15 protein-coding genes are annotated in these 17324 nt (G+C 70.0%); 6 read left to right on the forward strand and 9 right to left on the reverse strand.

Annotated elements, in window-relative coordinates:
- Window positions 1-10 precede the first annotated feature (10 nt).
- The 4 genes from BOX17_RS04255 (at window position 11) to BOX17_RS04265 (ending at window position 3375) form a co-directional block, all read left to right on the forward strand.
- Window positions 11-1117, forward strand: a complete 1107-nt coding sequence (locus BOX17_RS04255; protein ID WP_071942210.1) for an ABC transporter ATP-binding protein — start codon at window positions 11-13, stop codon at window positions 1115-1117.
- A gap of 131 nt (window positions 1118-1248) precedes the next feature.
- Window positions 1249-1800: a LacI family DNA-binding transcriptional regulator gene (locus BOX17_RS17135; protein ID WP_244272223.1), complete on the forward strand. Its 552-nt coding sequence runs from the start codon at window positions 1249-1251 to the stop codon at window positions 1798-1800.
- Window positions 1683-2297: a substrate-binding domain-containing protein gene (locus tag BOX17_RS17140; protein WP_244272225.1), complete on the forward strand. Its 615-nt coding sequence runs from the start codon at window positions 1683-1685 to the stop codon at window positions 2295-2297. Before BOX17_RS17135 ends, BOX17_RS17140 begins: the two co-directional genes overlap by 118 nt.
- A gap of 136 nt (window positions 2298-2433) precedes the next feature.
- Window positions 2434-3375, forward strand: coding sequence for a carbon-nitrogen hydrolase family protein (locus BOX17_RS04265; protein WP_071942211.1), 942 nt, complete (start codon window positions 2434-2436; stop codon window positions 3373-3375).
- A 45-nt stretch (window positions 3376-3420) separates the two neighbouring features.
- On the opposite strand, the gene BOX17_RS04270 is transcribed toward BOX17_RS04265, so the two are convergent.
- Both BOX17_RS04270 and exaC read right to left on the reverse strand, forming a co-directional pair.
- The gene (locus BOX17_RS04270) at window positions 3421-4050 is read right to left on the reverse strand and encodes a methyltransferase domain-containing protein (RefSeq protein ID WP_071942212.1); all 630 of its coding nucleotides are present in this window, start codon (window positions 4048-4050) and stop codon (window positions 3421-3423) included.
- Window positions 4051-4223: 173 nt separating this feature from the next.
- The gene (exaC, locus tag BOX17_RS04275) at window positions 4224-5744 is read right to left on the reverse strand and encodes an acetaldehyde dehydrogenase ExaC (protein ID WP_071942213.1); all 1521 of its coding nucleotides are present in this window, start codon (window positions 5742-5744) and stop codon (window positions 4224-4226) included.
- 136 nt (window positions 5745-5880) lie between these two features.
- On the opposite strand from exaC, the gene BOX17_RS04280 reads away from it, so the two are divergent.
- The gene (locus BOX17_RS04280) at window positions 5881-6561 is read left to right on the forward strand and encodes a response regulator (protein ID WP_071942214.1); all 681 of its coding nucleotides are present in this window, start codon (window positions 5881-5883) and stop codon (window positions 6559-6561) included.
- Here the strand turns inward: BOX17_RS04280 and BOX17_RS04285 are convergent.
- The 6 genes from BOX17_RS04285 to nosP form a co-directional block, all read right to left on the reverse strand.
- Window positions 6553-7953 (reverse strand): ATP-binding response regulator, encoded by a 1401-nt coding sequence (locus BOX17_RS04285; RefSeq protein WP_083582068.1) that lies wholly within the window; start codon window positions 7951-7953, stop codon window positions 6553-6555. The genes BOX17_RS04280 and BOX17_RS04285 overlap by 9 nt on opposite strands.
- Window positions 7954-8034: 81 nt before the next feature.
- The gene (locus BOX17_RS04290; RefSeq protein WP_071942215.1) at window positions 8035-9144 is read right to left on the reverse strand and encodes an ABC transporter permease; all 1110 of its coding nucleotides are present in this window, start codon (window positions 9142-9144) and stop codon (window positions 8035-8037) included.
- Window positions 9145-9147: 3 nt separating this feature from the next.
- Entirely contained in the window at window positions 9148-10308 is a 1161-nt protein-coding gene (locus tag BOX17_RS04295) for an ABC transporter permease (protein ID WP_071942216.1), read from the reverse strand.
- Window positions 10298-12115: an ATP-binding cassette domain-containing protein gene (locus BOX17_RS04300; protein ID WP_244272227.1), complete on the reverse strand. Its 1818-nt coding sequence runs from the start codon at window positions 12113-12115 to the stop codon at window positions 10298-10300. The genes BOX17_RS04295 and BOX17_RS04300 overlap by 11 nt, the downstream gene beginning before the upstream one ends.
- Window positions 12106-13143 (reverse strand): HlyD family secretion protein, encoded by a 1038-nt coding sequence (locus tag BOX17_RS04305; protein ID WP_071942217.1) that lies wholly within the window; start codon window positions 13141-13143, stop codon window positions 12106-12108. Before BOX17_RS04305 ends, BOX17_RS04300 begins: the two co-directional genes overlap by 10 nt.
- A gap of 52 nt (window positions 13144-13195) precedes the next feature.
- Complete coding sequence (nosP, locus tag BOX17_RS04310) at window positions 13196-14389, reverse strand: nitric oxide-sensing protein NosP (protein WP_208858093.1); 1194 nt, start codon at window positions 14387-14389, stop codon at window positions 13196-13198.
- A 226-nt stretch (window positions 14390-14615) separates the two neighbouring features.
- Here nosP and BOX17_RS04315 point away from each other — a divergent pair, with 226 nt between their 5' ends.
- Entirely contained in the window at window positions 14616-15116 is a 501-nt protein-coding gene (locus tag BOX17_RS04315) for a hypothetical protein (protein ID WP_125925527.1), read from the forward strand.
- Between the two features lie 12 nt (window positions 15117-15128).
- Here BOX17_RS04315 and BOX17_RS04320 read toward each other — a convergent pair whose 3' ends face one another.
- A complete protein-coding gene (locus tag BOX17_RS04320) occupies window positions 15129-17318 on the reverse strand; it encodes an ATP-binding protein (protein WP_083582069.1) in 2190 nt (729 codons plus the stop codon).
- Window positions 17319-17324: the final 6 nt, after the last annotated feature.

Below are 17324 nucleotides of genomic sequence, written 5' to 3' on the forward strand. Positions count from 1 at the left end.
GAGTCGCAAGATGGCAAGCGTGACCCTGGAAAAGCTCAACAAGGTCTTCGGCCAGACCCACATCATCAAGGACGTTGACCTCAAGGTGGCCGATGGCGAATTCGTGGTCTTCGTCGGGCCCTCGGGCTGCGGCAAGTCCACCCTGCTGCGCCTGATCGCCGGGCTGGAGTCGATCAGCGACGGCGAACTCAGGATCGCCGAGGGCGTGGTCAACGACCTGCCGCCCCGCGAGCGCGGCGTGGGCATGGTGTTCCAGTCCTACGCCCTCTACCCGCACATGACGGTGTACGAGAACATGGCCTTCGGCCTCAAGCTGGCGAAGATGGCCAAGGAGACCGTGGAGGACCGGGTCATGGCCACCGCGCGTATCCTGCAGCTCGAGGAGCTGCTGCACCGCAAGCCCAAGGAACTCTCCGGCGGCCAGCGCCAGCGGGTGGCCATGGGCCGCGCCATGGCACGCGAGCCGCGCATCCTGCTGTTCGACGAGCCGCTCTCCAACCTGGATGCCTCGCTGCGCGTGCAGATGCGCAACGAGATCGCCCGCCTGCACCACCGCCTGGGCTCGACGATGATCTATGTCACCCACGACCAGGTCGAGGCCATGACGCTGGCCGACAAGATCGTGGTGCTGCGCGACGGTCGCATCGAGCAGGTCGGCAGCCCCCAGACCCTCTACCAGCAGCCGGCCACCCGATTCGTCGCCGGCTTCATCGGTTCGCCGACCATGAACTTCCTGCCGGCCGAGCTGGTGAACGGCGACCGGGAAGGCTGTACGGTCAGGGCGACGGGCCTCGGCGAGCTGGCCCTGCCCCAGGACGCCCGCAGCGAGACCCCCGGGGCCGACCTGACACTGGGCGTGCGGCCCGAGCACCTGCGCCTGGACGAGCCCCGGGGCGACAACCGTTTCGAGATCGTCAACGTCGAATATCTCGGCAACGAGGTCTATGTCTATCTCGAGCCCAGGGCCGGCGACACCCTGCTGATCCATCGCAGCGAGGCCCCCAGCCGCTGGGAGATCGGCCAGGACGTCGCCCTGGTGCCGGACCTCGAGCACGTGCACCTGTTCAACGCCCGGGACGAGGCCCTGTCGGTCGGCGCGACCCGCCAAGCCGCCTGACGGGCGTCGCCTCCTGTCGGGCGGCCCGCGGGTCGTCCGGCAGGGGCGATCCGGACGACCGGGCATCGACGCTGTCCCGTCGCGCGGTCAGTGGGTATCCTAGTCGCTGCACTGCCTAGCAAGGAAAGCTCTTGACTCCGCCACGTCGCATCACGCTCAAGGACCTGGCTCGCGAGCTCGGCGTCTCCACCGCCAGCGTCTCCAACGCCTTCAACCGGCCCGACCAGCTCTCGCCGAAGCTTCGCGAGCGCATCCTCAGCGAGGCGAGGCGACTCGGCTATTCGGGCCCCGATGCCATGGCCCGCAGCCTGCGCACCGGCCGCTCGCGGATCATCGCGGTGATCCTCGCCGAGAGCCTCACCTACAGCCTCAACGATGCCGTCTCCAGCGAGCTGCTCTCCGGCATCGCCGAGGTGCTCGACACCCGGGGCCATACGCTGCTTCTGCTCTCGGGTCGACAGAGCAGCGCCAGCGTGCCCGGCGCCTCGAGCATCGCCGACGGCTTCATCATCTATGGCCTGATGCCGAGCATCAGGCTGCTCTCCGACCTCCCCCCGAGCGCCCCGTGGTGGCCGTGGACTTCAGCCTCGAGGGCCATGCCAAGGTGCACGTCGACAACGAGCCGGCGAGCTTCGCCATCGCCCGCCATGCCCTCAAGACGCCGCCGCGACGCCCCGCGGTGATCAACCTGCGGCTGACCGAGCAGCCCTGCAACGGCCGCATCACGGACGACCAGCCGCTGCTCTCGGCCGACCGCACCATCACCCGCGCGAGACTCGCCGGCTTCCAGCGCGCCTTCGTAGAGGCCGGCATCGACCCGGACGAGGTGCCGATGTGGAACATCGAGGAAAACACCTTCGACGTCTGCACGCCGGTCATAGAGGAGATCCTCGACCTGCCGGACGACCAGCGCCCCGACCTGCTGCTGTGCATGTCCGATCGCATCGCCCTCACGGCGGTGACCCTGGCCGAGGAGCGCGGGTTGCGCATTCCCGAGGACCTACGCCTGACGGGCTTCGACGGCATCGCCGAGGGGCAGTATCGCGCGCCCCGCCTGACCACCGTCCGCCAGGACAGCACCGAGAAGGGGCGCATCGCCGCGCGCATGATCCTCGGCATGGAACCCGCCGAATCCCGGTTGATGACCACCGAGCTGCTGATCGGCGACAGCTGTCCCTGACGCCCGGCCGGGGGCATGGACCTTGCCGCCCTCCTCCAATCACGGCGCGCCCCATCCCGCGCCGCTATAGTGAAGGTCAGGACAGTGCCCGTGACAAGCGCCCTTCGGCGCCCGCACCGCGCACGAGGACCCTGCCATGGCCACGAACGTCGCGGTGATCCAGAAGCCTCCGGTCCTGCTGCAGCGTGACGCGACGCTGCAGCAGATGCTGGCCTCCATCGACGAGGCAGTCGGCGCCGGGGCGACCCTGCTGGTGTTTCCGGAGGCCCACCTCCCCGGCTATCCGACCTGGATCTGGCGACTCTCGCCGGGCGGCGACATGGCGCTCACCAGCGAGCTGCACGCCCGGCTGCGCGAGAATGCCGTCGATCTGGACGGTGACACCCTCCAGCCCCTGCAGGACGCAGCCGCGCGGCACGGGGTGACCCTGGTGACGGGCCTCACCGAGATCGACCGCCGCTACAGCGGCACCACCCTCTACAACAGCGTGGTGGTGATCGGCCCGGATGGCCGCCTGCTGAACCGCCACCGCAAGCTGATGCCGACGAATCCCGAGCGCATGGTCTGGGGCATGGGCGATGCCAGCGGGCTCAAGGTGGTCGAGACCCCCGCCGGGCGACTCGGCTGCCTGATCTGCTGGGAAAGCTACATGCCGCTGGCGCGCTATGCCCTCTATGCCCAGGACCTGGAGATCTTCATCAACCCGACCTGGGACTCGAGCGATGCCTGTCTCGCCAGCCTGCGCCACATCGCCCGGGAGGGGGGATGCTGGGTGATCGGCACGGCCACGGCCCTCCAGGGCAGCGACATTCCGGCGTCCTTCCCGGAGCGCGACCGGCTCTTCACTCCCGAGGAGTGGATCAACGTGGGCCATGCGGTGGTCATCGCGCCGTCGGGCGAGGTGGTGGCGGGCCCGCTGGACCGCGAGAAGGGCATCCTCTATGCCGAGATCAAGGTCGAGACCGCCCATCGGGCCCGCCGCTCGCTGGATGTCTGCGGCCACTATGCCCGGCCCGACCTCTTCTCGCTGACGGTGAACCGCTCGCCCCTGCCCCCCGTGGTGTTCTCGGACGACTGACGCCTCAATGGCGCCTCGGCGCTTCGGGAGACTGGAACGGCCGGATCAGCTCGACCCCGGCGCGGGGTGGCGGGTGAACAGCGCCACCTGGGTCGGCTGGCCGAGGTGGTCATCCATCTCGCCGATCCCCGAGAAGCGCACCCGGTAGCCGTTGCGCCGGCCGACCCCCTGCCCCCAGTCGCGGAAGCGCGCCCGGTCCCACTCGAACTTGTGGTCGGGATCCCGGAACTCGCCGCGCGCCAGGCCGTAGAGGGGGTTGTACTCGGCGTTGGGGGTGGTCATCACCAGCAGCTGCGGCCGCAGCCCGGCGAAGACCGCGCGTTCCACCCGGGAGAGCGCCTCGGGGGGCACATGCTCGATGGTCTCCACCATGGCCGCGGCATCGAAGCCCGCCAGCGCCGGGTGCGCATCGGCGTAGGAGCCACAGATCAGCTCGAGGCGCCCCGCCCGCGCGGCGGGCAGGTGCTCCAGTCTCAGCTTGGCCTGGGCGAGCAGCTCGCCGGAAAGCTCCAGGCCCACCACCCGTTCGAACTGCCCATCCCGCAGCAGGTACTGCAGCAGTCCCCCGGAGCCACAGCCGAGGTCGAGGACCCGCCGCGCCCCGCTGCGCCGGATCAGCGAGGCCGCACGCTGCAGTCGCGCCTGGTGGAGGTCGGGGGCTTCGAGGTCGGTCATCGACGAGGCATCTGCGCAGGGAGTGGGCGACCGATGATGACGCAAAGCGGACGGGGCTTGTAGCACCGACCAAAAAAAGGCGCGACTCGCGTCGCGCCCAACTTGCCTGCTCGGTGCTCGCCGAGGCGTCTTAGGGCCGGCTCGGTCATCACGAGCCGGTCGGAACAAGCCGGTCAGAAGAAGCCCAGCGGGTTGATGTCGTAGCTCACCAGCAGGTTCTTGGTCTGCTGGTAATGCTCAAGGGCCACCTTGTGGGTCTCGCGACCGACGCCGGACTTCTTGTAGCCGCCGAAGGCGGCATGGGCCGGGTACTGGTGGTAGCAGTTGGTCCAGACGCGCCCGGCCTGGATGCCGCGGCCCATGCGGAAGGCGACGTTCATGTCGCGGCTCCAGACGCCGGCGCCGAGGCCGAACTCGGTGTCATTGGCGATGGCCAGGGCCTCCTCCTCGTCCTTGAAGGTGGTCACCGCCACCACCGGACCGAAGATCTCCTCCTGGAAGACGCGCATGCTGTTGTTGCCCTTGAGCAGGGTCGGCTGGATGTAGAAGCCGTTGTTGATGGCCGGGTCCAGGGTCTCACGCTGGCCGCCGGTCAGGAACTCGGCGCCCTCCTCGCGGGCGATGTCCATGTAGGACATGATCTTGTCGAACTGCTCCTGGGAGGCCTGGGCCCCGACCTGGACGTCGGTATCCAGCGGGTTGCCGCGCTTGATCGACAGGGTGCGCTCCATGACCCGGGCCATGAAGTCCTCGTACATGCTCTCCTGGATCAGGGCGCGGGACGGGCAGGTGCACACCTCGCCCTGGTTGAAGAAGGCCAGCACCAGGCCTTCCACGGCCTTGTCGATGAAGGCCGGCTCGGCGTTCATGATGTCGGCGAAGTATATGTTCGGCGACTTGCCGCCCAGTTCCACGGTGGAGGGGATGATGTTGTCGGCGGCGCACTTGAGGATATGCGCGCCCACCGGGGTGGAGCCGGTGAAGGCGATCTTGGCGATGCGCTTGCTGGTGGCCAGCGCCTGGCCGGCCTCGGCGCCGTAGCCGTTGACGACGTTGAGCACGCCGGGCGGCAGCAGGTCCCCTACCAGCTCCATCAGCTTGAGGATGGAGGCCGGGGTCTGCTCGGCGGGCTTGAGCACGATGCAGTTGCCCGCCGCCAGCGCCGGCGCCAGCTTCCAGACGGCCATCAGCAGCGGGAAGTTCCAGGGGATGATCTGCCCCACCACCCCCAGCGGCTCGTGGAAGTGGTAGGCCACGGTGTTGGCGTCGATGTCCGCGGCGGTGCCTTCCTGGGCGCGGATGCAGCCGGCGAAGTAGCGGAAGTGGTCGATGGCCAGCGGCAGGTCGGCGTTCAGGGTCTCGCGCACCGCCTTGCCGTTGTCCCAGGTATCGGCCACGGCGAGCATCTCGAGGTTCTGCTCCATGCGGTCGGCGATCTTGAGCAGGAGGTTGGAGCGCTCTGCGGCGGAGGTCTTTCCCCAGGCCGGGGCCGCCTCATGGGCGGCGTCCAGGGCGAGGTCGATGTCCTCGGCGGTGGAGCGGGGGATCTCGCAGAACACCTCGCCGTTGACCGGGCTGACGTTGTCGAAGTACTGGCCCTTCACCGGGGGGACGAACTTGCCGCCGATGTAGTTGCCGTAGCGCGGCTCGAAGCTGACGACCGAACCGGCCTGTCCAGGGTTGGAATAGATCATGGCGTGACTCCTGAATGTTGTCGTTGTGGAGATGCACCCCCCAGTCTTGGTGAGTCAGGCCTTCTGCGACATACTCCGGTGGCAGGAGACGGCCTCCTCCTTCGGTAGGAGGCGAGACGATGCCAGGAGGAATGCCATGCACACCCTGATGGTCGCCGACGACCATCCGCTGTTCCGCGAGGCCATCGCGACGGTGATCGAGGCGGGCCTCCCCGACAGCCGCCTGCTGGAGGCGGAGAGCCTGGCCGAGGCCCTGGGCCACGCCGCGGACTGCGAGGCGCTCGACCTGGTGCTGCTCGACCTCGGCCTGCCCGATGCGAGCGGGCTGGAGGGACTCCGCGCCCTGCGCGAGGCCCATCCCGCCCTGCCGGTGGCGATACTCTCCGCGGACCAGGAGCGACGCACCATCCTCGAGGCCATCGACCTCGGCGCGGTGGGCTACATCCCCAAGTCGACGCCCCGCCGGGACCTGCTCACGGCGCTGGCCCGGCTTTTGGAGGGGCAGCTCTACCTGCCCCCGGACATCATGCGTCGTCCGCCGGCCCCGGCTCACCGGCCCCCCTCCGCCGACGAGGCCGACCGGGAGCGCCTGTCGGAGCTGACCGACAAGCAGCTCGAGGTACTGATCCGCCTGACCCGCGGCGCCTCCAACAAGGTGATCGCCCGGGAGCTCGGCATCGCCGAGACCACGGTGAAGACCCATGTCTCGGCAATCCTGCACAAGCTCGGCGTACCGGGACGCGTCCAGGCGATCCTCGCCGCCGGCGCGGTCGACCTCGATGCCCTGCTGGCCGACCGGCACGCCGCCTCACGCTGAGCCGCCCTCCTGCAGGGCGATGAGCTGCATGCGCAGCCGCAGCGGCTTGAGGGGCTTGAGCAGGCAGCCGTAGCCCTGCTGGCGTGTCAGGCTCTTGATCGCCGCATCGTGATTGGCGGTGATCACCACCACCGCCAGTCCGGGCTGGCGCTCGCGAAGCCGCGCCGCCACCGCCAGGCCGTCGGGGGCCTCGTCGCCCAGGTGGTAGTCGACCAGCAGCACATCCGCGGTCTCGCCGTCCGCCTCGGCTTCCAGGGCGCCCGGGGATGTCGCGGTCCGCACCCGGCAGCCCCACCCCGCGAGCAGCGCCGCCATGCCCTCGCAGATCCCGGGATCGTTGTCGACGACCCAGACCCGCATGCCCGCCAGGGCGTCTCCCTGCCAGGACGGCGCCGCGGCCGGGGAAGAGCGCGGCGACGCCGGAGGCCGACCGTAGGGCACCCGCACCGAGAAGAGCGAGCCGCGACCCGGCACGGAGGCCAGCCGCAGGGGATGCTCGAGCATGCCCGCGATGCGATCGACGATGGCCAGTCCCAGCCCCAGGCCGCGATCCTCGGCGTCGCGGCTGACGCCCAGGCGCTGGAACTCCTGGAAGATCGCCTCGCGCTGCGCCTCGGGAATGCCGGGCCCGCTGTCGCCCACCAGGATCTCGAGCCCGTCGGGGTGACGCCGGCAGCCCAGCAGGATGCTGCCACGCTCGGTGTAGCGGATGGCGTTGGTCAGGAAGTTGCGCACCACCCGGGCGAGCAGCGCCAGGTCCGAGGCGACCACCGCCCCACTTCTGACGTAGTGGAAGTCGAGCCCCCGCGCCGCGGCCATCTGGCGGTACTCCTCGGCCAGCACGTCGAGCAGCCGGGCGACGGGGAACGGGGCGATGTCCGGCGCCAGCACGCCGGCATCGAGCCGCGAGATGTCCACCAGGGTGCCGAGCAGCGCCTCCACGTCCTTGAGGGAACGCCCGACGTGGCCCACCAGCCGGCTCGAGGGCTCGGGAAGGTCGTGATCCTCCAGGGCGCTGGTGAAGAGTCGGGCGGCATTCAGCGGCTGCATCAGGTCGTGGCTCACCGCGGCCAGGAAGCGGGTCTTGGAGAGGTTGGCCGCCTCGGCCTCGGCCTTGGCGACATGCAGCTCGGCCAGGGTCTGCTGCAGGGTCTCGGTGCGCTCGCGCACCTGTTCGGCGAGCAGCACGGCATGCTCGAAGGCGGCATAGGGGGCCCCGCCCGCCACGCCCGCGGACTCCACCCGCTCCATCAGCGCCGTGGTGATCCGCCGCAGGCGAGCGTTCTCCTCCAGCAGCTCCCGCTCGCGGGCCGAGGCGTCCTCGGGGATCGCCCGAGACCGGGCGAGATCCAGCGGCGACCCCGGTGACGATCCGGTCGATGTGCGCGCCATGAGGCTGCTCCCAGGGGTTGACGCCGATCTCCCGCCGGCGGGCCGCCGCGGGAGGCGAACCGTCGACGGGGTGGCGCAGGCTCAGTACATGCGGTGGCGGAACAGCCAGCCGGCTAAGGCCAGCGTCGCCACGCCGATGACCGCCATGGGCCAGAACTGGTCGATCAGCAGGTGGAACGGCGTGCCCTCGAGAAAGACCCCCCGCAGCACCACCATAAAGTAGCGCATCGGATTGATCAGGGTAAGGTCCTGCACCAGCGGCGGCATGTTGGCGATCGGCGTGGCGAACCCCGACAGGATCACCGCCGGCACCAGGAACAGGAAGGACCCCAGCACGGCCTGCTGCAGCGTCGCCGACAGGGCCGAGATCATCAGCCCCACGCCGACCGCGGAGAGCAGGAACAGGCCGAGACCGACGTAGAGAGTGGCCAGGTGCCCCCTCAGCGGGATGTCGAACCCCCACACGGCCACGGCGATGATCGCCGTGGCCTCCAGCAGGCCGATGACAAGCCCCGGCATGGCCTTGCCGACCAGGATCTCCATGGGGTGCATCGGGGTGACCAGCAGCTGGTCGAAGGTGCCCTGCTCGCGCTCGCGGGCCACGGACATGGAGGTGACCACCATCACCACCACCAGCACCAGCAGCCCGACGATGCCCGGCACGATGAACCAGCGACTGACCAGGTTCGGGTTGAACCAGGCCCGGGTGACCAGGACCGACGGGGGCGTTGGTCCGCCGTGCGCCTCCAGCCAGTCCTCGCCGAACCCGCCGACGATGCTGCGCGCGTAGCCAAGCGCAATGGCGGCGGTGTTGGAGTTCCGTCCGTCGAGGATCAGCTGCACCCCGGCCCCGTCGGCCGAGCGCAGGTCATGGGAGAAGCGCGGCCCGATCGACAGCACCATCAGCGCCTCGCGGTCGTCGATCAGCCGGGCGATCTCCTCCTGGCGGTGGACCCGGGCGACCAGCTCGAAATGCTCGGAGCCGGTGAAGCGCGCCACCAGGGCCCGCGCCTCCGGACCGCCATCGCGGTCGTAGACCGCCATTGGCACGTGGTTGAGGTCGAAGGTGGCGGCGAAGCTGAACACGATCAGCTGGATGATCGGCGGTACGACGATCACCACGCGCGCCCGCGGGTCGTGCAGCAGGGCGAGGAATTCCTTGATCATCAGGGCATGGATGCGCTGCCACATGGGTCACTCCAGCCGCTTGTGCAGGCGTCGGCGGCTGACGCCGATGAAGAAGACCGCCATCGCTGCCAGCGCCAGGGCGTTGGGAAGGATGATCGACCAGACGTTGCCGGCGAGGAAGAGCGTGTGCAGCAGCACGACGAAATAGCGGGCGGCGATCACGTGGGTCAGCACCTGCAGCCAGCCGGGCATGCTGCCGATGTCGAAGATGAAACCTGAGAGGATGAAGGCCGGCAGGAAGGTGGTGATGATCGCGAGGATGCCGGCGACGAACTGGTTTCGCGCCACGATCGAGATCAGCAGGCCCATGCCCAGGGCCGCCAGCAGGAACAGCGCGGAGACGCCGACCAGGACCAGCAGGCTGCCGCGCAACGGCACCTCGAACAGGAATAGCGCCATGCCCACCGACAGCGCCATGCCGCCCATGCCGAGCACGAAGTAGGGAATCAGCTTGCCGAGCAGGATCTCGCGCAGGGTGATGGGGGTGACCATCAGCGCCTCCAGCGTGCCGCGCTCCCACTCCCGAGCCATCACCAGCGCGGTGAGCAGCGCCCCGATCAGGGTCATGATCACCGCGATCAGGCCGGGCACCAGGTAGTCGCGGCTGCGCAGCTCGGGGTTGAACCAGACGCGCCCCTCGAGCACCACCGGCACGGGCAGCGTCAGCCCGCGGTCCCGGGCCAGGCTGGCCTGCCACTCCTGCCAGGTGGCCGCGACGTAGCCCTGGATCAGCCGGGCGTGGTTGGCGTCCACGCCGTTGACGATCAGCTGGACCGGGGCCTGGGTGCCGTCGAGCAGCCGCGTGCCGAAATCCGCCTGCAGGTGAAGGATGGCGTCGACCTCCCCGGCGCGCAGCGCCGCCTCGGCCGAGGGCATGTCGGGCAGCACCACGGGGCTGAAGTAGGTGGAATGGCGGAAGGCCCCCACCAGGCTCTCGCACTGGGGGCAGGGAGCGTCGGCCACGAAGGCGACCGGCACGTGCTTCGCATCCAGGGAGACCCCATAGCCGAACAGCAGCAGCAGCACCACCGGCATCACGAAGGCGATGGCGATGCTCGAGGGGTCGCGCAGGATCTGCAGGAACTCCTTGCGCAGCAGGCCGCGCAGCCGCTGTGCGCTGCCACCGCGGGGGGCATCCTGTCGGGGCCGTGCCGGATCAGGTCGCATCGCGGGCGGTCCCCTCGGTCTGCTCGATCAGCGCCACGAAGGCGTCCTCCATGGACGGGTGGGGGCGATCCTCCCGGCGCGCGTCCCGCCGGATGGCCTGCGGCGAGCCCTCGGTGAGGATGCTGCCCCGCGACATGATCACCAGCCGGTCGCAATACTCGGCCTCGTCCATGAAATGCGTGGTGACCATGATGGTCACGCCAGCGTCGGCCAGCGCGCTGATGCGGTTCCAGAAGGCGCGTCGCTCCAGCGGGTCGACGCCGGAGGTAGGCTCGTCGAGAAACAGGATGTCCGGCTCGTGCATCAGGGCGCAGGCCATCGCCAGGCGCTGCTTGTAGCCCAGCGGCAGGTTGTCCGCCTCCTCGTCGGCAAGGGGGCCCAGGTCGAACTCGTCGACCGCCCAGTCCAGGCGCTCGCGCAGGCGGGCCCCGCGCAGGCCGTAGCTGCGGGCGAAGAAGCGCAGGTTCTGCTGCACGGTCAGCACGCCGTAGAGCGCAAAGGTCTGGGACATGTACCCGAGCCGGGCCCGGGCCCGTGCGGCGGCCTGGCGCAGGTTGACCCCGGCGACCGACAGCCGGCCCTCGCTGGCGGGCAGGAGCCCGCTGAGCATGCGAAAGGTGGTCGACTTGCCGGCGCCATTGGCCCCCAGTAGCCCGAAGATCTCGCCGCGGCGGACCGCAAAGGCGATACCCCGGACCGCCACGAAGTCGCCGAAGCGCCGGGTAAGGTCGCTGACCTCGATCATCGGGGTGTCGTCGCCGGGCGGAGACTGCCCGTTCCCATCGGACGCCGCCGGGCGGCAGGAACCGCCCGCGTGGGACGCCTCGGGCTTGCCCCTTCCCGATGCCCGCAGCCGGGCGACGAAGGCGTCCTCGAAGCGGTGGTCGACCGGCTGCCAGTCGACGGCCGGCAGAGTCGGCGGCTGCCCGGACGCCTCGAGGAGGGTCCGCACGCCGTCGCCGTCGATCACCGCATCGAGGACACCAGGCATGGCCGCGATGTCGACCTGCAGGTGACGCCGCAGGCGCTGCTGGCTCTGCGCGTACCAGACCCGTCCGCTCAGGTCGGCCCCGAAGCGCTCCGGCGCCTGCTGCCCGAGCACCCGGCCCTCATGCATCAGCACCACCTCGGCGCAGCGTTCGGCCTCGTCGAGGTAGGCCGTCGAGAGCAGCACGCTCATGCCCTCCTCCTCGACCAGCCGGTAGACGATGCGCCACAGCTCACGGCGCGAGATCGGGTCGACTCCGACGGTCGGCTCGTCAAGCAGCAGCAAGCGGGGCGGACGGACCAGGGTGCACGCCAGGCCGAGCTTCTGCTTCATGCCGCCGGAGAGGCGACCGGCGAGCCGCTCCGTGAAGGGCTCGAGACCGGTCATCGCGAGGAGCTCACGGTAGCGCCCCGGTCGTTCGGCGGCGGCGAGCCCCTGAAGGTCGGCGTACAGGTCGAGGTTCTCCTGCACGGAGAGGTCCTCGTAGAGGCCGAAGCGCTGGGGCATGTAGCCGATGCTGGCCTGCACACTGAGCGGGTCGGCCACGACGTCGATGTCGAGCACCGAGAGGCTGCCCCGGTCCGGCACCAGCAGGCCGGCGATCAGGCGCATCAGGGTGGTCTTGCCGGCACCGTCGGGGCCGATCAGGCCGGTGACCTGCCCCGTGCGGAGGCGAAATGCGGCGCCGTCGACGGCGCGGATCTCGCGGGGGCCGCTGCGGAAGGTCTTGCAGAGACCCTCGACGACCAGGGCGTCGCGCGCTGCGGAGGCACGCGACGCTGCGGGAGGTGGCGCGTCCCCGGCATGGCTCACGGGCACGGATCGGCGCCCTGGTCGACCGGCTCCGCCGCCAGCGGCACATGCACGGTCACCGGCATGCCGAGGCGCAGCCGGCCCTGCGGATTGCAGGCGTGGACGTGCACCTGGTAGACCAGTTCGGAGCGCACCCGCGTGGTCTCCACCGACTTCGGCGTGAATTCCGCCGTCGGGGAGATGTAGCCGATCCAGCCATCGACCGGCTGGTCGGGGAAGCTGTCGCTGACGATGGTGGCCGGCAGGCCGGGGCGGACGTGGCCGAGGTCCTGGCCGTCGACGTAGACCCGCGCCCAGATCGGTTCGACGGGCGCGAGGCTGAAGACCGGCTGGCCGGGCGACGCTATGTCGCCCGGCTCGAGGATGCGGTTGCGGACGATGCCGTCGGCGGGGGCCTCGAGTTCGGTATCGGCGACGGCGATCTCGGCCAGTTGCAGACGCGACTGGGCGGCGGCGACCCCGGCGCGCGCCTCGGCGATGTCCTCCTGGCGCGGCCCGGCGATGGCCAGCGCCAGGGCCTGCTGGTCGGCGTGCAGCCGCCCCAGGGCGGCGTCGCGGGTGGCCCGTGCCTGGTCGGCGCTCTGACGGGAGGCCATGTCCTGACGGGCCAGTCGCGCGGTGCGCTGATAGGTCAGGCGGGCGGCGGTGAGGTCGGCCTCGTCGGCCTCCACCACCGCGCGCAGGCGCTCGATCTCCTCGGGACGCGAGCCCGCGAGCAGCCGATCCAGCGCCGCCTGGCGGGCGTCGAGCTCGGCGCGGCCGGCGGCGAGGTTGGCCTGGAAGCGGCGGTCGTCCAGGGTGGCGAGCAGCTCGCCCTGCTCGACCCGGTCGCCGGCCTGCACCAGGATGCGCTCGATGCGCGCGCTCTGGTCGAAGGCGAGCTGGACCTGGCGCAGGTCGATGTTGCCGAAGAGGGTCAGTCGGTCGGATGGCGCCTGTTCGCGACTGGCCTGCCAGGCCACCGCCAGGCCGATGCCGACCACGAGGGCCAGTGCGGCCAGGATGAGAAGGCGCCGCTTGCCCGGCTTCGTCATGGATCAGGTCTCTCCTGCAATCCGTGCGGGGTGTCGAGGCCGGGGCATGGCGTCATCGGGCCGGGCCCACGGTCGGGCGAGAGCCGATGGCGACCCCGGTGAAGGTCTGGTTGATGTGCGTGCCATGATGCTGCTCCCCGTAGGTATTGAAACCGATCACCCGCGAGCGGGCCAGCAGGCGAGAGGCCGAGGGCACCTGTCCCAGCGTCTCCAGCTCCAGCCGACGCAGGAAGCAGTCACAGCCGATGATCAGGGCGGGCTCGCCGAGACGCTCGTTGAGCCCGGCGAGGACCGTCGCCAGGTCCTCCATCATGGGCGCCGGCTGCATGGCGGTCAGCACGATGCCGTTCTCCACCGCACAGTAGAAGCTCAGGCTGCCGTCGTCGTTGACGCGCTGGATGGACCGCACGAAGTGGGCCTCGCCCAGCCGTACCGCCAGTGGGTGACGGGCGAAGACCTCGGGGGCCAGGGCCTCCACCGGCAGGCCCACCAGCCGGGCATACTCCTCTGCCGCCGGCAGGGCGTTGAGCTCCAGGACCCGACGGCGCTCACGGTCGGCCCGGGTGACCACGAGCTTCTCGTCGCGCGGGCGCAGATGATGGGTGGTGAAGACCTCGAAGGGCAGCCGGGTATTGACCATGACCACCACCGCGGCCTGTCCATGGAAACGGCCTCCGGCATTCACGTGGGTATGGGCCAGGCGGTTGTCGTCGCCGGCGGAGCCTCCGAAGCTGGGGATGCGTCCCAGGGCGGCATCCAGGGTCGCCAGCACCTGTTCCTCGCAGCTCGACAGGCCATCGAGCAGGGTCAGGGCGAAGCTGTGCTCCCCGACCGGGGCCAGGGCCCGGTCGCGACAGTCGTCGAGCAGGCCGTCGACGATCCGCTGGGCGCGGATCAGGTCGAAGCCGCCCAGGTCCTCGACCAGGGCACAGGAGACGGCGAAGTGGCGCCGATCGAGGCCGATGGCGACGATGCAGCCTCGCCCGTAGCCCTCGGGGGTGATCTCGCCGGCGGTGGTGCAGCCCGCCACCGGGACGCCCTCGAAGGCCCCGTTCAGGGCATCGGAGAGCGCCGCCAGAGGATACTCGGCACTGCAGAAGAACAGCACGAAGCCGAGCTCGGGGTGGCAAAGGGCCTCGGCCAGCTCCCGGGCCGCGGCCGCGGGCTCGCGCTGACGGCTCACGGCCGTGCGCAGCGGCGCATCCGTGTCGGCCATGGCGTGAGCGGCGGGGGAGGAATCGAGCATGTCGGCCTACTGTCGCGTTTCCCGGGAGTGTATGCCCCGGGACGGTAGGCGACAACGCCGGCCCTGGCGCCGGGACAAACCTGACCGAAGGGCGGTCATGCTGACTGGTACTTTCTGCTGATCCGGGAACGAAATTGACCGGCATCAAAGGTGGCCATGAACTGATGCGGCTACCTTATTCAGACGGTGCCCGGAAGAGGCCCGGATGATAACCAAGGAGATGCCCATGCCTGCCTGCCTTCCCGGAGGGAATTCCCGCCCGGGCCCCGCGGATGAGCCGCTGTCTCTCGCCCATGACCACGAGTCTCGCGAGATGGAGCGCTACCGCGGCCTGGCCCTCAGCTTCCTTCCCACCCGCCCCCACGTCAGCCGCCTGATGGCCGCGCTCGGCATCGAGTGCGAGCAACGCCTCGGTGCCCTGGAGAGCCTCGCCGAGCAGCTTCAGCTGCGCCACTGCCTGCCGACCCTGTCCACACGGCGCCGCGCCCTCGCCGATGAGCGCCGCCTCCACCTGTTCATCACCGACGACGCCATGGCCTGCGAGACCCTGGGCTACGCCCTCGCCTTCGCCCAGCATTCGAGACAGTTCAGCGAGCTGATGGCCCGCTACTGCCACCTGCCGACCCTGGACGCCGTGCTGGCTCAGTTCGTGGCCAGCAAGCGCAACGAGTGCCGCCTCCTCGAGGAGATGCGGGACCGGACCTATCGGGCCGCGGCCCTGATCTGAGATCACGCCGGCTCACGCCGAATCGGACCCCCTGCTCGCCCGCCCCGAGGGGCCTCGCGCCCCTGGCGACCAGGTCTCCAGCGAGACCAGGCTATGAGCCAGGCAGCGATGCAGGGCCCCCAGGGTGACCGCGACCTCGTCCAGCCGGCCCTCGCGACCCAGCTGTTCCAGTCGGCTCGCGAGGGCCGCCACCTTCACCGCGCCGAGGCTCGAGGACTCCCCCTTTAGCCGATGGGCGAGATATTCGACCTGGTGCGCCAACCCATCGGCCACGGCCTGCTCGAGGCCCGCCAGGTGGTCCGCGGCCTGGCGACGATAGAGGATGATCAGGGCTGTCAGCCCCTGTTGGCCCAGGCTATCCCCCAGGGCCGACAGGGTCGTCGAATCGAGCGGCGGGTCGGCCTGGGGAGCGGATCCCGCGCGGCGCAGGTGTCGGCGCAACACCGCCACCAGGGCCTGCTGGAAGAGCGGCTTGGTCAGATAGCCGTTCATGCCGGCGGCGAGGCAGCGTGCCTGGTCCCCCCTCGCCCCCCCCGCGGTCATGGCCAGGACCGGTACCTCCGAGGCCCCGTCGCCGCGGGCGCGCAGCCGCCGGGTCGCCTCGAGACCGTCCATGCCGGGCAGCTGCACATCCATGAAGATCAAGTCGAAACGCTCCGCGGCCGTCAGACGGAGCGCCTCCTCAGCGGTCTCGGCGACGCTGACCCGGCAGCCGAGTCGCTCGAGCATGGCCCGGGCGACCTGCTGGTTGACCGCGTCGTCCTCGACCACCAGCAGCCGGGCATCGATCAGTTGCCCCTCGGGGAGCTGCCGCGTCTCGTTGCCCGCCTCCTCGACACAGGTCCCCGTCGCCAGCGACAGCACGAACCAGAACCGGCTGCCGATGCCCTCCTCGCTCTCGAGGTCGAGCCGTCCGCCCTGGGCCTCGATGAGCCGCTTGCTGATGGCTAGCCCCAGCCCGGTGCCACCGAAGCGTCGCGCCGTGGACGGGTCGCCCTGCTGGAAAGGCTCGAACAGCTGGGCCCGGCAATCGGGCGCGATGCCAATACCCGAGTCGATGACCTCGAACAGCACCTGCCCCTCGCCGTGGCGACGCACGCCCAGCCTGACCTCGCCCTGCTCGGTGAACTTGATGGCGTTGGAGAGCAGGTTGAGCAGCACCTGGCGCAGGCGGCCGGCATCCCCCCGCAGGCAGGCCGGCAGGCCCGGATCCAGTTCGCTCTCCAGGCGCAGCCCCCGGGCCTGGGCCCGGGGCACGAACAGCGAGACCGCGCCATCGACCAGCTCGGCCAGGTCGAAGGGGTGCTCCTCCAGCTCGAGGCGCTGCGCCTCGATCTTGGAGAGGTCAAGGATGTCATTGATCAGGTCCAGCAGCCGCCGTGCACTTTCATGGAGGGTATCGGCAAAGTGGCGCGCCCGGCTGGGCAGCGGCTGATCCTGCAGCAGGTCGCTCATGCCGATCACGCCGTTGAGCGGCGTGCGAATCTCGTGGCTGACGGTGGCCAGGAAGTCCGACTTGGCCCGGCTCGACGACTCGGCCCGCCGTGCGGTGACCTCCAGCTCCCGGCTCAGGGTTTCCAGTTCGCGCCGGGCGGCGGCGTTGTCGCGGGCCTCGCGGAACAGGAAGGCGACCACCAGCGACGCCGCCAGGCTCATGGAGAGGATCAACAGCAGCAGCACGCCATACAGGATCTGCAACTCTTCCCGTTCCTGGATGGTGACTTCCGCCAGGTGGCCATTGATAGCAACGAGCAGCCGCTCGGTCACGCCCCCCAGGAGCCCCAGCCGCGAGGCCAGCGCGGTCCTTGCCTCGTCATCGAGCCGCTGGAGCCCCTGGATCCGCTCGTCCAGGGCCTCGAGATGGAGATCGATCTGCGCCAGCAAGGGGTCGGCGAGGTCGATGTCCTCCAGCAGGCGGGTGATGTCGCCCTCCTGGAGCAGGTTCATCCGGCTGTAGAGGAGATCGAAGCGAACGCGCAGGGTCGACAGGGCCCCGTCGGGGAGGTCGGGACGACCCAGGAAGCTTCGCAGCTGCACGGTATCGCGATCGAGCTTGTAGGCATGCCAGGCGGCATCGCCGCCCACGCTCTCGGCCAGGCTGGCCTGGCGCCAGGCGACCAGGCCGACCACCACCAGCGCGGCAGCAAAGAACACCAGCGCGGCGATGGCGCCCAGCTTGAGACGCAGGGGATAGTGCAGCACGGCCGG

Source organism: Halomonas aestuarii, assembly GCF_001886615.1.
Taxonomy (GTDB): Bacteria; Pseudomonadota; Gammaproteobacteria; order Pseudomonadales; family Halomonadaceae; genus Halomonas; species Halomonas aestuarii.

Excerpts from the sequence above, each read along its gene's own strand:
- BOX17_RS04255 (WP_071942210.1), top strand. The coding sequence starts at position 11 with ATGGCAAGCGTGACCCTGGAAAAGCTCAACAAGGTCTTCGGCCAGACC.
- BOX17_RS04265 (WP_071942211.1), top strand. The coding sequence starts at position 2,434 with ATGGCCACGAACGTCGCGGTGATCCAGAAGCCTCCGGTCCTGCTGCAG.
- BOX17_RS04270 (WP_071942212.1), bottom strand. The coding sequence starts at position 4,050 with ATGACCGACCTCGAAGCCCCCGACCTCCACCAGGCGCGACTGCAGCGT.
- exaC (WP_071942213.1), bottom strand. The coding sequence starts at position 5,744 with ATGATCTATTCCAACCCTGGACAGGCCGGTTCGGTCGTCAGCTTCGAG.
- BOX17_RS04280 (WP_071942214.1), top strand. The coding sequence starts at position 5,881 with ATGCACACCCTGATGGTCGCCGACGACCATCCGCTGTTCCGCGAGGCC.
- BOX17_RS04285 (WP_083582068.1), bottom strand. The coding sequence starts at position 7,953 with ATGGCGCGCACATCGACCGGATCGTCACCGGGGTCGCCGCTGGATCTC.
- BOX17_RS04290 (WP_071942215.1), bottom strand. The coding sequence starts at position 9,144 with ATGTGGCAGCGCATCCATGCCCTGATGATCAAGGAATTCCTCGCCCTG.
- BOX17_RS04295 (WP_071942216.1), bottom strand. The coding sequence starts at position 10,308 with ATGCGACCTGATCCGGCACGGCCCCGACAGGATGCCCCCCGCGGTGGC.
- BOX17_RS04305 (WP_071942217.1), bottom strand. The coding sequence starts at position 13,143 with ATGACGAAGCCGGGCAAGCGGCGCCTTCTCATCCTGGCCGCACTGGCC.
- nosP (WP_208858093.1), bottom strand. The coding sequence starts at position 14,389 with ATGCTCGATTCCTCCCCCGCCGCTCACGCCATGGCCGACACGGATGCG.
- BOX17_RS04315 (WP_125925527.1), top strand. The coding sequence starts at position 14,616 with ATGCCTGCCTGCCTTCCCGGAGGGAATTCCCGCCCGGGCCCCGCGGAT.